Below are 13,572 nucleotides of genomic sequence, written 5' to 3' on the forward strand. Positions count from 1 at the left end.
GTTTGACTACTTTATATATCCGGCATCCGGCCAGGGCTGACAGCGACGGGCCGCTGGCCCGCTTCGCGCTGGTCGCCGACGGTGGCGCCCTGATCCAGCAGGGCGAGGGCGTGCTGAAAGGCATGGGCGACCTGGTGGCGTCGAGCCGGCGCGTGGTGCTGCTGCTGGCCGCGGCCGATGTGACCTTGCTGCACATTAAGGTGCCGCCGCTGTCGGCGGCGCGCCTGCGCACCGCGCTGCCCAACCTGGTCGAAGAACAAGTGCTGGGCGACCCGGAAGAATGCGTGCTGGTGGCCGCGCCCGCCACCGCCGCGGACGGCATGCGCCCCGTCGCCGTGGCCCAGCGCGCCTGGCTCGAAGCGCTGGTGCGCTCGCTGCTGGCCATGGGCGCGCGCTCGGTGTCGGCCTTTCCCGCCCAGCTGTGCCTGCCGCTGGCGCCGGGCAATGCCTCGGCCGCCATCGACGGCGCCGGCATCACCATCCGCCATGGCCAGTATCACGGCCTGGGGCTGGCGCTGGCCGGCGAGCCGGCGCTGGCTCTGCAAACGGTGCGTGCGCTGGCCGGCGACACGCCCCTGACCCTGTACGTGCCCGAACAGCAGCTGGGCGAATACCAGGCCCTGCTGGCCGAAGCTGGACCGGCCGTCACGCTCGAAGCCGAGCACTGGGCGCACTGGATCGCCGGCTCGAAAAGCACGGTGCTCGACCTGGTGCCGGGCCTGGGCGCGGCCGGCGCCCGCACGCGTGACTGGCAGCGCTGGAAGTGGCCGGTGCGCCTGGCCCTGCTGGCGGTGGCGGTCAACCTGGCCGGCATCAATTACCAGTGGCTGCGCTTGAAGCGCGAAGCCGACAACACGCGCACGGGCATGGTGCAGATCTTCCGCGCCGCCTATCCGAAGGAGACCGTCATCAGCAACAACCTGGAACGCCAGATGCAGCAGAAAATCGCCCAGGCGCGCGGCGCTTCGGGCCAGGTCGGCCCCGAGGAATTCACCTTCCAGGCCGCCGCCCTGGGCGAAGCCATGCGCACCCTGGGCAAGCCGCCCGAGCTGGCCTCGATCACTTTCCGCGAGCGCGCCATGACGGTCAAGCTCAAGCCCGAAGGCGCCGATCCGGCCCTGGCCGCCAACCTCCAGCCCGGCCTGCAAAAGCACAAGCTCGACGTCAGTGAAGTGGCCGCCGGCACCTTGCTGGTACGCACTTCGGGAGCGAAACCATGAGCGCCCTGACCGCGCTGACCGGTTTCAAGGACAAGCTGGCGCTGTACTGGATGGCGCGCACCGAGCAAGAGCGCAAGTTCCTGGCCATCGGCGGCGCCATTGCGCTGCTGGCGCTGGTGTACGGCGTGTTGCTGGCGCCCGCGCTGGAAGGCAGCGCGCGTCTGCGCAAGGAACTGCCCCTGCTCAAGCAGCAGAAGGCCCAGCTCGAAGCGCTGGCCAAGACCGCCGCCGAACTGGCCGGCCAGACGCCGCCGCAGGTCACGCCGATGTCGCGCGAGACGCTCAATGCCAGCTTGAGCGCGCGCGGCATCAAGCCCGAGCAGGTCAGCATGACGGGCGAGTACGCCAAGGTCCAGCTCAGCGCCGTGGCGTTTTCCAATCTGTACGCCTGGCTCGAGGCGCAGCGCCTTGAAAACCGGGTCAGCGTGCTGGAAGCGGCGATTACCGTCCCCACCACGGCTTCTGCCCCGGCCGGCCAGGTCGACGCCACCATCACCTTGCGCCAGAACGCGGATGCGGGTTCGCGATGATGCGCGCCGTGCTATGGTTGGGCGCCATCGTGCTGGCCGTCGCCCTCACCGTGCTGGCGTTCGCGCCGGCCGCCTGGCTGGGCGACGTCATCGAGCGCCAGACCGGCGGGCGTTTGACTCTGGGGGATGCGCAGGGTACGCTTTGGCGCGGCTCGGCCTTTATCGGCGGCGCGCCCGGGCCGGGTGGCGCGGTCACGCCGCTGCTGCCGGGGCGCTTCGCCTGGACCCTGTCGCCCCTGGCCCTGCTCGGCTCGGTCGACATGAGCCTGGAAAACCCGCTGGCCTTGAGCCAGCCGGTGCGCCTGACCGGCAGCTGGTCGCAGTGGCAGGTCAGTCCGGCCGCGCTGCTGCTGCCGGCCGAAGGCCTGGCCGGCCTGGGCGCGCCGCTCAACACGCTGGCGCTGTCGGGCGACATGAAGCTGTCGTGGACCACCCTGGGCCTGGCCGCCCTGAATGGCGGCAAGGCCATCGCGGTGGACGGGGTGACCACCCTGGAACTGAACGAAATGGGCTCGCGCATGGCCCCGATCAAGGTGCTGGGAAGCTACAAGATGACCATGGATTGGCAGGGTCAGCAGGCACAACTGAATTTGAAGACCGAACGCGGTGCCTTGTTGTTGGCGGGAAAGGGCAGCCTGAACCAGGGCCGCTTCCAGTTTTCCGGCACGGCACAAGCCGCCGATGGATATGAAGAAACGCTGGGCAATCTCCTGAATTTACTGGGCCAGCGCCGAATGGTGGACGGCAAGAAAACTATCGCCTTAGAGTTTAAATGATGAAAAAACAGTCACTGAGCACTTTCCCTTCCCCGGCGCTGCGCCGCATTGCCGCCGGCGTCCTGCTGTGCTGCGCGGTCGCGGGAGCCCCGGCCCCCGCGCTGGCGGCCCCGGACGAGTCGGCCGCCCTCAATTTCGTCGGCGCCGACATCGAATCGGTCATCAAGGCGGTCGGCCATTACACCGGCATGACCTTCATCATCGATCCGCGCGTCAAGGGCACCCTGACCGTGACGTCGGAAAAACCGGTCACCAAGGCCCAGGCCTTCGGCCTGTTGACCTCGGCGCTGCGCCTGCAGGGCTACGCCGTGGTCACCGGCGACGGCTACGCCAAGGTGGTGCCGGAAGCCGAGGCCAAGCTGCAATCGTCGCCGACCCAGGTCGGGGTGGGCGGCGCCAGGATCAAGGGCGACCAGATCGCCACCCAGATTTTTCACCTGAGCCACGAATCGGCGGCCAACCTGACCGCGGTCTTGCGCCCGCTCATTTCGCCGAATAATTCGATCATGGCCAATCCGGGCAATAACAGCCTGGTCATCACCGATTACGCCGACAACCTGCGCCGCCTGGCCAAGATCGTCGCCGCGCTCGACGCCCCGGTGGCGGCCGACCTCGACGTGATTCCCGTGCGCCACGCGATCGCCTCCGACCTGGCCACCATGGTCAACAAGCTGATGGAGCCGAGCGCCGGTGGCGATTCGGGCCGCATCAGCGTGGTGGCCGATCCGCGCACCAACGCGGTGGTGCTGCGCGCGCCGTCGCCGGCGCGCGCCAGCCTGGCCAAGTCGCTGATCGCCAAGCTCGACCAGCCGACCTCGGAAGCGGGCAACGTGCACGTGGTGTACCTGAAAAACGCCGACGCCACCAAGCTGGCGCAAACCCTGCGCGCGGTGGTCTCGTCCGACTCCTCGGCCCTGCCCCAGCAGCAGCAGGGCACCACCGGCGGCAGCGTGGCCAGCGGCGGCGGCGCCAGCAACAGCATGACCGGCGGGAACAACCAGAACAGCGGCGCCGGCAACAGCATGGCGCAGCAAAGCCAGACCGGCGGCGGCAGCGGCGGCAGCGGGGCCGGCTTCATCCAGGCCGACGCCTCCACCAACACCCTGATCATCACCGCCCCGGACGCGGTGTACCGCAACCTGCGCGCCGTCATCGACCAGCTCGACGTGCGCCGCGCCCAGGTCTACATCGAATCGCTGATCGTCGAAGTCAACGCCGAAAACGCGGCCGAATTCGGGGTCCAGTGGCTCGGCATCACCGGCACCGAAAACAGCAAGTACCGGGTCGGCGCGCTGCAGAACTCGACCAACGTGGCCGGCAACAACGCCCTGCTCAAGCTGGCCGCGGCCGGGCGCGCGGCCACGCCGGGCGCGGGCCTGTCGATCGGCATCTTCAAGCAGGTCGCGGGAGAACTGGGCCTGGGCGCGATCGCCCACGCGCTGCAAACCACCGGCAACGCCAACATCCTGTCGACGCCGAACATGCTCACGCTCGACAACGAACTGTCGACCATCAAGGTCGGCCAGAACGTGCCGATCATCACCGGCAGCTTCACCACCAACACCGGTGGCGCCGCCGGCGGCAACCCGTTCCAGACCATCGAGCGCAAGGATGTCGGCCTGACCCTCAAGGTGCGTCCGCAGATCTCGGAAGGCGGCACCATCAAGATGGCGATCTACCACGAGACCTCGAACGTCGACCAGTCCTCGCTGGCCGCGCCCTCGGGCGTGACCACCAATGTGCGCATCATCGAAAACAATGTGATCGCCGACGATGGCCAGATCATCGTGCTGGGCGGCCTGATCAAGGACGACACCAGCGACAACGAAGAACGGGTGCGCGGCCTGGCCGACATTCCCGTGCTCGGCAACCTGTTCAAGTACCGCAAGCGCGGCCGCACCAAGACCAACCTGATGGTGTTCCTGCGCCCGGTGATCGTGCGCAGCAAGGAAGACAGCAACGTCATCGCCACCGACCGCTACGATTTCATGCGCTCGGCCGGCCAGGCCGTGGGCGGACCGAAAGACAGTATCGTCATGCCCGACTACGGCACCCCGGTGCTGCCGCCCCTGACCAACGGCCAGCCGCCGCCGGGCGGCACCATGGCGCCGATGCTGCAGCGACCAAGCCAGGCGCCCGCCACGCCGGCCCCGGCGCCGGGCAGCACCACCGAGCGTCCCTTGTCCGCCCCGGCCACGATCAACCCGGCCGATGTGAATATGTATCGTCCGGCCACGAAGTGATGAAGACGCGGACAACACAGAAGCGGATAACCCAGAAGCGGACAACCCAGCGATGAGCAATCTTTTACCTTACGCCTTCGCGCGCGACTTCGGCGTGCTGGCGCGCTCGCCCGACAATGGCGAGCATCCGATCGAAGTCTGGGTCTCGGGCGCCACCGCGCCGGCGGCGATCGCGGAAGTCTCGCGCCGCTTCGGCCGCATCGCGCTGCGCTCGATGGAACGGGCCGACCTGGAAGCGGCGATTGCCAGCGCCTACGCCGGCGCCGGCGGCGACGCCTCGCAGGTGGCCGACGAATTCGACGCCGATCTCGACCTGACCAAGCTGCTGCAGGACGTGCCGGCCATCGAAGACTTGCTCGAATCGTCCGACGACGCCCCGGTGATCCGCATGATCAACGCGCTGCTGACGCAGTCGCTGCGCGAAGGCGCCTCCGACATCCACATCGAGCCGTTCGAACAGACCTCGGTGGTGCGCTTTCGCATCGACGGTTCGCTGCGCGACGTGGTGCGTCCGCGCAAGGCCATCCACGCCTCGCTGATCTCGCGCATCAAGATCATGGCGCAGCTCGACATCGCCGAAAAGCGCCTGCCGCAGGATGGCCGCATCACCCTGCGCGTGGGCGGCAAGCCGGTCGACGTGCGCGTCTCGACCCTGCCGACCGGGCATGGCGAACGCGCGGTGCTGCGTTTGCTCGACAAGGAAGCCGGCCGCCTCGACCTGTCGCACCTGGGCATGAACGCGGCCCTGCTGCCGCAGTTCGATGAACTGATCAACCAGCCGCACGGCATCGTGCTGGTCACCGGGCCGACCGGCTCCGGCAAGACCACCACCCTGTACGCGGCACTCTCGCGCCTGAACGCCTCGACCACCAACATCCTGACCGTGGAAGACCCGATCGAGTACGACCTGATCGGCGTCGGCCAGACCCAGGTCAACGCCCGCATCGACATGAGCTTTTCCAAGGCCCTGCGCGCGATCCTGCGCCAGGATCCGGACGTGATCATGATCGGCGAGATCCGCGACCTGGAAACGGCGCAGATCGCGGTCCAGGCCTCGCTCACCGGCCACCTGGTGCTGGCCACCCTGCACACCAACGACGCCGCGGCGGCGGTCACCCGTCTGCTCGACATGGGGATCGAACCGTTCCTGCTGTCGTCGTCGCTGCTGGGCGTGATGGCGCAGCGCCTGGTGCGCAAACTGTGCGAGCACTGCAAGGTGCGCGACGAGGTCGAAACCCCGCAGGGCCGGTCGGTCCAGTGGAAGGCGGTCGGCTGCGACAAGTGCGGCCAGACCGGCTACCACGGCCGGGTCGGCGTGTACGAACTGCTGCAAACGAACGACAAGATCAGCGCCCAGATCCACAACCGCGCCTCGGAAGCCGAGATCCGCGTGGCGGCCCAGGCCAGCGGCATGAAAACCATGCGCGAGGATGGCCAGCGCTGGCTCGACAACGGCACCACCACGCAGGCCGAATTGCTGCGCGTGACCAAGGACTAGGCCGAACACCATGCCCGCATTCCGTTATGAAGCCGTCGATGGCGACGGCAGCACCCGCAAGGGCGTGGTCAACGCCGACAGCGCCCGTTCGGCGCGCGCCGACCTGCGCCTGCAGGGCCTGACCCCGCTGATGGTCGACGCCATCGCGGCCCAGCTCGACGCCGCCGGCGTCGAGAAGAGCCGCGGCTTCGGCGAGCGCCTGTCGCAGGTCGAACTGGCGCTGTTCACGCGCCAGCTGGCCAGTCTGCTGGAGGCCGGCCTGCCGCTCGAACAAGCTTTTACGGCCCTGCTGGAACAGGCCGAGCGCCCGTATGTGCGCGACCTGGTGGCCTCGATCCGCTCGGAAGTGATGGGCGGCGCGCCGTTTTCCGACGCGCTCTCGCGCCATCCGCGCGACTTTGCCGAGATTTACCGCGCGCTGGTGGCCTCGGGCGAGCAGATCGGCCACCTGGCGCGCGTGCTCTCGCGCCTGGCCGACTACATCGAACGGCGCAACGCGCTGGTGCAGAAGGTGCGCCTGGCGTTCACCTATCCGGCCATCGTCACCGTGGTGGCGTTCGCGATCGTGATCTTCCTGCTCACCTACGTGGTGCCGCAGATCGTCTCGGTGTTCGCCAACACCAAGCAAAAGCTGCCGCTGCTGACCGTCATGATGCTGGGCGTGTCGAATTTCGTGCGCGCCTACGGCATCATCGTCGGCATCTTGCTGGTCGGGGCCTTCTGGATGTGGCGGCGCGCGCTGCGCAACCCGGTGCTCAAGCGGCGCTGGCATACCTGGCTGCTCACCGCGCCCATCTACGGCAAGTTCGAGCGCAGCCTGAACACGGCGCGCTTCGCCAGTACCCTGGCGATCACCACCGGCTCGGGCGTGCCGATCCTGCGCGCGCTCGACACCAGCCGCGATACCCTGTCCAACGTCGCCATGAAGGAGCTGGTCGAGCAGGCCAGCGCCAGCGTGCGCGAGGGCGTCAGCCTGGCGCGCGCGCTGTCGGCGCAAAAGCACTTTCCGCCGATGCTGATCCACATGATCCGCGCCGGCGAGATCACCGGCGAACTGCCGGCCATGCTGGAACGGGCCGCCAATTCGCAGCAGCAGGACCTGGAGCGGCGCACGCTCACCATCGCCGGCCTGCTCGAACCGGTGCTGATCCTGGCCATGGGCGTGGTGGTGCTGCTGATCGTGCTCGCGGTGCTGATGCCTATTATTGAAATCAATCAGCTGGTGCGGTAAAAAGGAATGTAATGAAGCGTTTGCCAATAGTTTTCAGCCTGCTCGCCGTGGTTCTCCTGTCGGCCTCGATCGCCTACTGGGCCATGCAGTTCATCAAGGGCGAGCAGCGCCCGATCGTCGCCGCCGCCAGCGCGCCCGATCCGGTGCCCGCGCCGGATGCCGCCGCCACCCTGTTCGGCGGCCAGGCCGCCACCGTCGTGGTCAGCAATTACCAGCTGACCGGCGTGATCTCGGCCGGGCGCGACAGCGCCGCCATCCTGGTGGCCGACGGCCAGCCGCCGCGCGCGCTCAAGGTCGGGCGCGAAGTCGCCCCCGGCGTGACCGTCAGCGCGGTGTTCCCGCGTTACGTGATGCTGTCCGAAGGCGGCGTCGAGAAGCGCATCGAACTGGCCACCGACGCCAAGGCCGGCCCCGAGATGGCGCCGCCGATGCCGGCCCCGCCGCCGGCCGACAACAGCGCCGCGAACCCGCCGCCGGCGCCGCCGCCGGACGCCGCGCAAGGGCTGTCGCCAACGCCGCCGGCGGCCAACGCGCCGCCGCCGCAGATGCCGGGGCCGAACCGCACCGTGGTCAGCCCCGGCAACAACGACAACCAGCCGCCGACCCAATAGGGTGCCCATGAAGCGACTGTGCGTGCTGGCCGCAGCCTGCGCCCTCGGCCTGCCCGCGGGCGCCGCCCTGGCGCAGGCTCCCGCCGCGTCCGATGGCGGCGCCGGCGCCAGTGTGGCGGCGCGTCCGCGCGTGGCGCTGGTGCTCTCCGGCGGCGGCGCGCGCGGCTTCGCCCACATCGGCGTGCTGCGCGTGCTGCGCGAGCTGCGCGTGCCGGTCGACATCGTGGTCGGCACCAGCATGGGCAGCGTGATCGGCGGCGCCTACGCGGCCGGCTCCTCGGTGGCCGACCTGGAACAGATGGCGCGCCACACCGACTGGGACCGCGTGGTGGCCGACCGTCCGGCGCGCGAAGACCTCGCGTTCCGGCGCCGCGAAGAAGACGTGATGCTGCCGTCCCGCATCGAGTTCGGCCTGCACCGCGACGGCGTTTCGCTGCCGCCGGCGGCGGCCGGCAACGCCGCGCTGGAACTGGCCCTGGCGCGCCTGCTGCCGGCCGGCACGCGCGACCGCCCGGTCAATCAACTCAGCCTGCCGTTTCGCTCGGTCGCCTCGGACCTGGTCACCGGCGACCTGGTCGACCTGGTCGACACCCCGCTGTTCCTGACCATGCGCGCCTCGCTGGCGGTGCCGGGCGTGTTCGCGCCGGTGCGGGTCAACCAGCGCCTCGTGGTCGACGGCGGCCTGGTGCGCAACCTGCCGATCGACCTGGCGCGCAAGATGGGCGCCGACATCATCATCGCGGTCAACGTCGGCACCCCGCTGGCGCCCGAAAAGAACCTCGGCAGCGCGCTCGGCGTGGCGCAGCAGATGATCAACATCCTGACCGAGCAGAACGTGCAGCGCTCGATCAAGGAACTCGGCCCGGACGATGTCCTGATCTCGCCGGACCTGAGCGGCACCAGTTTCCTGGACTTCCGCAATATCGACAACGCCATCAAGGGCGGCGAGGCGGCCACGCGGGCCCTGGCGCCGCGCCTGGCGGCGCTGGCGCTGCCCGCTGCCGGCTACGCGCTGTTCGAAAACAACCGCCTGGCCACGCCGCCGCTATCGGACACGCCGCTGCTGCTGGCCGAGGTCAAGGTCGAGAGCAGCGGGCGCATCAACCCGAAAATCCTGCAAGTGCAGTCCGGCCTGGCGCAGGGCCAGACCCGCACGCGCGACCAGGTGCGACGCGCCGCCAACAGCCTGTACGGGCGCGGCGACCTGGAGCGGGTCGAAACCGATATCGACGACGAGGGCGGCCAGCGCGCGGTGGCGATCCGCGCCACCGAGGCCGGCTGGACCAACAGCCGCCTGCGCGTGGGGCTGGAACTGGCCAGCGACTTCGACGACGCCAACCGCTTTGCGCTCAAAGTGATGCACGTGCGTTCCTCGATGAACCCGTGGGGCGGCGAGCTGCGCACCACGGCCCAGATCGGCGACGAGCGCGGCATCGGCGTGCAGTTCCACCAGCCGCTCGGCCCCGGTTCGCCCTGGTACGTGGCGCCCGACGCCCAGTACGGTTCCAGCGCGTTCGACGTGTTCAAGTACGGCCGGCGCCAGAGCCGCGTCGCCTTTTCGCAGCGCTCGGTGAGCCTGGTGCTGGGGCGTGAACTGGGCAACTGGGGCGACGTGCGCTTCGGCGTGGTGCGCCAGAGCCTGGGTGTGCGCGCGGTGATTCCCGAGCAAAGCGGCGGCGCGCGCGCGGAGAATAACTATAGTTTCCTGCGCTACCGCATCGACACGCTCGACTCGCTCGGCTTTCCCAGCCGCGGCAATTTTCTCGACGCCCAGCTGGCCGGGCGCGGCCGCGACGCCGACGGCGCCGGTGCGCTGGCGCAGTTTTCCGTGCTCGGCCTCTCCGCCTTCCGCACGCGCGACTGGGCCGGCCATGTGTACGGCGAATACGCGATCGCCAGCAGCGGCGCCGCGCCGCTCAGCCTGGGCGGATTCTTGCGTTTGTCGGGCTCGCTGCCGGAATCGGTGGAAGGCAACCGCATCGTTTTTGGACGGCTGGTCATGGCGCGCCGCATCGGTGCCTTGCCGGTGACCCTGGGCGGCACCGTGCGCGCCGGCTTTTCGCTGGAAGCGGGCGGTGCTTTCGACCGCCAGATCGTGCAGGGCGACGCCGCCTTCAAGCAAGCCGTCAGCGGTTTTCTGTCGGTCGACACGCGCTTCGGCCCGGTCTACGTGGGCGCCGGCAAGACCATCCACGGCGGCGGCACCGCCTATCTGTTCCTCGGGCCGATCTGGTAGCCGCCGGCGAGCCTAAGCGCGCCGCAGCGCGGTAAACGCACTCGACTCCCACGATTGAAAGCCGAGCAGCAGGGTCACGCCGTCGCGCTCGTCGCGGGCCAGGCGGCGGTCGGCCTGGTGCAGGCGCGCCAGCTCGGCCGCCAGCTGCTGGATTTTCAGCAGCAATTCGCGCGAACTGCCCAGCGACAGGCGCGCGGGCAGGCACAGCAAGGTTTCGCCGGCGCCGTCGAAGCGCCCGCTGAAATAGTCTTCCACCACATGCTCGCGGAAATACTGCTGCACCGGCCCGTCCGGCAGCCAGCGGAAGGTGGTCGAGACGCGCATGCTGTAGCGGTTCAGGGGTTTCAGTTCGATCAGGCCGAGACGGTCCAGTTCGACCATCAGGCCGATGCATTCGGGCTCGCTCAGCTGGTAGGTTTCGATGATCTGGTCGAGCGTCCAGTTGCCCAGGCAGCAGATGGCGACCAGCAACAGGCGCGGATTGGCCATCAGCGACTTTTCCTGGGTCGGGGTGAGGGTGTCGGCCTGCGGACGGGCGTCGGCGGCGCGGCGCAGCACGTCTTCGAGCGGCACCCCGGCCGCCTTGCAGATTTGCGCCAGGCGCGACAGCGCCATATCTTTCTGGCCGAACATGCGCTTGACGCTCGACTCGCTCATGCCGATGCGTGCGGCCAGCGCCTTGTACGTGATGCCCGCCGCGCGCAACTCGGCGCGCAGCACTTGTATGACCAGCTCAGGTGAGCTCATGCGATTCCTTTAAGGGCAAAATGTAGTGTTATCCGATACTCAATGTACCGAATTTCGGTGCTTCGCACAAGAAGATAGTACTTTTTGAGGAAAAGCAGGACACTGGCTTCATTCCCCTCACGCTGTATAGCGAAAGTGAACCGATGCCGAAAACCCCGCTGCTTGCCGCCATCCTGCTGACCGTGTTCAGCGGCGCCGCCAGCGCCGCCAGCTACGGCGATACCAGCCCGATCTATGTGGGCGGCGCGGCAGGGCGCATGCAGTTCAGCGCGCCTTGCGGTGCGGGGGATGGGTGCAAGGGACAGGACAATGGCAGCGGCAAGCTGTTCGCCGGTTTCAATTTTGCGCCGTTCAGCGCGTGGCAGGGTTCCGAGCTGACCAGTTCGGTCGAGCTGGTGGGCTACCGCAGCGGCAAGATGAGCCTGGCGCGCGAGCATGGCGCGGCGTCGCTGCGGGGAGCGGGGCTGTCGTACCGGATCAGTTCACGCGAGACCGATGCGCTGTCGGTGCACGCCAGGGCGGGGCTGGCGCGCTTGTCGGGCAAGTTCGATGGGGCGTCAAACGCCTCGACCGGGGTGACGGGCGGGCTGGGGATGGCCTATGCGCTCGACAAGCATCTGTCGCTGACGGCCGATTACGATGTGCTCAGGGCGGGTTTCGGCGCGCTGGCACGCACGCAAGTACATTTACTGACCTTAGGCGCGGCCTACAAGTTCTAGGACGCGCGCACCAGATGGCCTGATCGCGGGCGCCCGCCAGGGCGCCCGCTGGCGGCCCTTGCCTTGATCGTTTGATATCCTCGCTGTACTCAACATGCCCGTCCCCGTCGTCGATGCGCTACTGCGACAAGCTCCCGATCGGAATCGACGCTAGCATCGGTGATTCGGCGCTTGCCTCGCCACCCGGCGTTGCCGACAACCCACCACACATCACCTATGGACCCATCAGAATCACCAAGGCGGGCTGTCTCGAAGAGCTCGCCAGCAATACCCGTGTTGGTACAAACTTCCAGTGGTGGATGAACGATTTTCCTTGCTGGTCCAGCTGGGGGGCGTAAGCCGGAACCGCCGAAAATTCCGCGCCGCTGTGTGTCGCTCGTCAGCTTGATCCATACCTCAGCTTGACGTCAGGCACATGGTGAAAATCACGCCAACTTAAGGTCGGTTTTGGCATTGTCTGACACCACCGTGCCGACTTCCCAGGCTTCAACCGGACCTGGCAGGGGCGCGGAATTTTCGGCGGTTCCGGCTGACATTCCCTACTTCAGGTCATTTTCATAGCTGGCATCAGCTTCCGGCGGTGGGGTTCCAAACGCTTCTGCGAATTCGTGCTGAATGTAGTCTTGCAGGCGCTGCAAAGCGTCGCGATCTTCGTACAGTTCGGCCAATGCGTCTTCATCGATGCTTTCAGTGTCTACTGCATCCATTTTCGACATGCGCGCAGCGATAGCCTGGCGCAGCACTACTGCGTCACCCATCAGCAGCGATAGCGAGATCCCCGATTTTGTCGTATTAATCATATTTAACTCACTTTATGGCAGTGCATTACAAGCTCTTGAAGCAAGCCGATGAACTTCGCAAACGGCATGCTCTTCGCTGGCGCCAGCATATAATGGCCGTCGTGTCCCGGGCGAAGGTCTTTTACCAACTTTACCCCGGATGGCAGCGGGGTATTCACAGGAATTTTCCAAGTATTTTTGCGCTTGGGGTCAAATTTTGTGTTTAAAGAAATGCCGTTACCATTGGCGATGATGGTTTGTATGCCGTTGGTCGTTATGATCGCAACGTCATGGAATGGGCGGACGTTATCCAGTCTCGGCCCCGATGCATTTCCATTGCGGAAGAAATCGTGCGTTAAAAAAGTGGCCTCTTCAATGTACAGAAATTGCGGCTCTAGCATTGATATTTCCCTCTCTATTGTTGCAAATAAAGTAGTTAATTAGTTTGTAATTATAGATGGGGACCGCCCTTCCTGGTTGGTTAAACCGTAGCTGGGGAGAACCTGCAATTCTAGGACGCGCACACCAGATGGCCTGATCGCGGGCGCCCTTCAGGGCGCCCGCTGGCGGCCCCCGGATTTACTCCGTGTACTCCAGCACCGGTGTCGTCAACGCTTCCATATACAGTGCACAGCAATTGCGCAATTCTTCCAGCGTCCCGCCCGATGGCGCTTCTGGCAAGATACTCGAGCTGATCACCTTGCCATCATCATAATACACCGAATAAACCGCCAGTTGCCCTGCCTTGTCCATGACCCGGTAATTCCAGGTCATTCGTCCTCCGGCACCAGCTTGGCCTTCTTGAGCGCGCGCTTGGCCGCCTGGCGTTCCTGCGCCGGCCCCTTGGCGTGCGGTCCGGCGGCGCGCAGCTTGGCTGCCACGGCCACCGGGTTGCGCACCTTGGCAACCTGCTGCGTCGGCTTGACGGTGATGCGCATCTTTTGCCGTGTCGCCAGTGCCTTGTTCGCCATCGCGCGCCTCC

Annotated in this window: 14 protein-coding genes; 9 read left to right on the forward strand and 5 right to left on the reverse strand. The window is 67.0% G+C overall.

Annotation, left to right across the window (positions count from 1 at the left end; all coding sequences use genetic code 11):
- Positions 1-2 precede the first annotated feature (2 nt).
- From gspL to F2P45_RS26485, 8 genes are read left to right on the forward strand one after another with little or no spacing between them, the layout of a single operon-like run.
- On the forward strand, positions 3-1,220 hold the full coding sequence (gene gspL / locus F2P45_RS26450) for a type II secretion system protein GspL (RefSeq protein WP_166881205.1): 1,218 nt from the start codon (positions 3-5) through the stop codon (positions 1,218-1,220).
- A complete protein-coding gene (locus F2P45_RS26455; protein ID WP_166881206.1) occupies positions 1,217-1,750 on the forward strand; it encodes a type II secretion system protein M in 534 nt (177 codons plus the stop codon). Before gspL ends, F2P45_RS26455 begins: the two co-directional genes overlap by 4 nt.
- Positions 1,747-2,526: a type II secretion system protein N gene (gspN, locus tag F2P45_RS26460; RefSeq protein WP_166881207.1), complete on the forward strand. Its 780-nt coding sequence runs from the start codon at positions 1,747-1,749 to the stop codon at positions 2,524-2,526. The genes F2P45_RS26455 and gspN overlap by 4 nt, the downstream gene beginning before the upstream one ends.
- The gene (gspD, locus tag F2P45_RS26465) at positions 2,526-4,769 is read left to right on the forward strand and encodes a type II secretion system secretin GspD (RefSeq protein WP_166881208.1); all 2,244 of its coding nucleotides are present in this window, start codon (positions 2,526-2,528) and stop codon (positions 4,767-4,769) included. The genes gspN and gspD overlap by 1 nt, the downstream gene beginning before the upstream one ends.
- Positions 4,770-4,821: 52 nt before the next feature.
- Positions 4,822-6,267 (forward strand): type II secretion system ATPase GspE, encoded by a 1,446-nt coding sequence (gene gspE, locus F2P45_RS26470; protein ID WP_166881209.1) that lies wholly within the window; start codon positions 4,822-4,824, stop codon positions 6,265-6,267.
- Between the two features lie 10 nt (positions 6,268-6,277).
- Positions 6,278-7,498 (forward strand): type II secretion system inner membrane protein GspF, encoded by a 1,221-nt coding sequence (gene gspF / locus F2P45_RS26475; protein WP_166881210.1) that lies wholly within the window; start codon positions 6,278-6,280, stop codon positions 7,496-7,498.
- Between the two features lie 11 nt (positions 7,499-7,509).
- Positions 7,510-8,109 carry a type II secretion system protein N gene (locus F2P45_RS36835; protein ID WP_267877382.1) on the forward strand — a complete coding sequence of 200 codons (600 nt, stop codon included), beginning with the start codon at positions 7,510-7,512 and terminating at the stop codon, positions 8,107-8,109.
- A 7-nt stretch (positions 8,110-8,116) separates the two neighbouring features.
- Positions 8,117-10,345 carry a patatin-like phospholipase family protein gene (locus F2P45_RS26485; protein ID WP_166881211.1) on the forward strand — a complete coding sequence of 743 codons (2,229 nt, stop codon included), beginning with the start codon at positions 8,117-8,119 and terminating at the stop codon, positions 10,343-10,345.
- Between the two features lie 12 nt (positions 10,346-10,357).
- On the opposite strand, the gene F2P45_RS26490 is transcribed toward F2P45_RS26485, so the two are convergent.
- Positions 10,358-11,092 carry a helix-turn-helix domain-containing protein gene (locus tag F2P45_RS26490; RefSeq protein WP_166881212.1) on the reverse strand — a complete coding sequence of 245 codons (735 nt, stop codon included), beginning with the start codon at positions 11,090-11,092 and terminating at the stop codon, positions 10,358-10,360.
- 143 nt (positions 11,093-11,235) lie between these two features.
- On the opposite strand from F2P45_RS26490, the gene F2P45_RS26495 reads away from it, so the two are divergent.
- Positions 11,236-11,811, forward strand: a complete 576-nt coding sequence (locus tag F2P45_RS26495; protein WP_166881213.1) for an outer membrane beta-barrel protein — start codon at positions 11,236-11,238, stop codon at positions 11,809-11,811.
- Between the two features lie 539 nt (positions 11,812-12,350).
- Here F2P45_RS26495 and F2P45_RS26500 read toward each other — a convergent pair.
- The 4 genes from F2P45_RS26500 to F2P45_RS26515 all read right to left on the reverse strand — a co-directional run bounded on the left by F2P45_RS26500 (position 12,351) and on the right by F2P45_RS26515 (position 13,561).
- The gene (locus F2P45_RS26500) at positions 12,351-12,611 is read right to left on the reverse strand and encodes a hypothetical protein (RefSeq protein ID WP_166881214.1); all 261 of its coding nucleotides are present in this window, start codon (positions 12,609-12,611) and stop codon (positions 12,351-12,353) included.
- A gap of 2 nt (positions 12,612-12,613) precedes the next feature.
- Positions 12,614-12,991: a Tse2 family ADP-ribosyltransferase toxin gene (locus F2P45_RS26505; RefSeq protein WP_166881215.1), complete on the reverse strand. Its 378-nt coding sequence runs from the start codon at positions 12,989-12,991 to the stop codon at positions 12,614-12,616.
- A 178-nt stretch (positions 12,992-13,169) separates the two neighbouring features.
- Complete coding sequence (locus F2P45_RS26510) at positions 13,170-13,364, reverse strand: hypothetical protein (protein WP_166881216.1); 195 nt, start codon at positions 13,362-13,364, stop codon at positions 13,170-13,172.
- Complete coding sequence (locus F2P45_RS26515; protein ID WP_166881217.1) at positions 13,361-13,561, reverse strand: hypothetical protein; 201 nt, start codon at positions 13,559-13,561, stop codon at positions 13,361-13,363. Before F2P45_RS26515 ends, F2P45_RS26510 begins: the two co-directional genes overlap by 4 nt.
- Positions 13,562-13,572: the final 11 nt, after the last annotated feature.

Source organism: Massilia mucilaginosa, assembly GCF_011682145.1.
Taxonomy (GTDB): domain Bacteria; phylum Pseudomonadota; class Gammaproteobacteria; order Burkholderiales; family Burkholderiaceae_D; genus Telluria_A; species Telluria_A mucilaginosa.

Coding starts and splice junctions, on each gene's coding strand:
- F2P45_RS26455 (WP_166881206.1), top strand. CDS start 1,217: ATGAGCGCCCTGACCGCGCTGACCGGTTTCAAGGACAAGCTGGCGCTG.
- gspN (WP_166881207.1), top strand. CDS start 1,747: ATGATGCGCGCCGTGCTATGGTTGGGCGCCATCGTGCTGGCCGTCGCC.
- gspD (WP_166881208.1), top strand. CDS start 2,526: ATGAAAAAACAGTCACTGAGCACTTTCCCTTCCCCGGCGCTGCGCCGC.
- gspE (WP_166881209.1), top strand. CDS start 4,822: ATGAGCAATCTTTTACCTTACGCCTTCGCGCGCGACTTCGGCGTGCTG.
- gspF (WP_166881210.1), top strand. CDS start 6,278: ATGCCCGCATTCCGTTATGAAGCCGTCGATGGCGACGGCAGCACCCGC.
- F2P45_RS36835 (WP_267877382.1), top strand. CDS start 7,510: ATGAAGCGTTTGCCAATAGTTTTCAGCCTGCTCGCCGTGGTTCTCCTG.
- F2P45_RS26485 (WP_166881211.1), top strand. CDS start 8,117: ATGAAGCGACTGTGCGTGCTGGCCGCAGCCTGCGCCCTCGGCCTGCCC.
- F2P45_RS26490 (WP_166881212.1), bottom strand. CDS start 11,092: ATGAGCTCACCTGAGCTGGTCATACAAGTGCTGCGCGCCGAGTTGCGC.
- F2P45_RS26495 (WP_166881213.1), top strand. CDS start 11,236: ATGCCGAAAACCCCGCTGCTTGCCGCCATCCTGCTGACCGTGTTCAGC.
- F2P45_RS26500 (WP_166881214.1), bottom strand. CDS start 12,611: ATGATTAATACGACAAAATCGGGGATCTCGCTATCGCTGCTGATGGGT.
- F2P45_RS26505 (WP_166881215.1), bottom strand. CDS start 12,991: ATGCTAGAGCCGCAATTTCTGTACATTGAAGAGGCCACTTTTTTAACG.
- F2P45_RS26510 (WP_166881216.1), bottom strand. CDS start 13,364: ATGACCTGGAATTACCGGGTCATGGACAAGGCAGGGCAACTGGCGGTT.
- F2P45_RS26515 (WP_166881217.1), bottom strand. CDS start 13,561: ATGGCGAACAAGGCACTGGCGACACGGCAAAAGATGCGCATCACCGTC.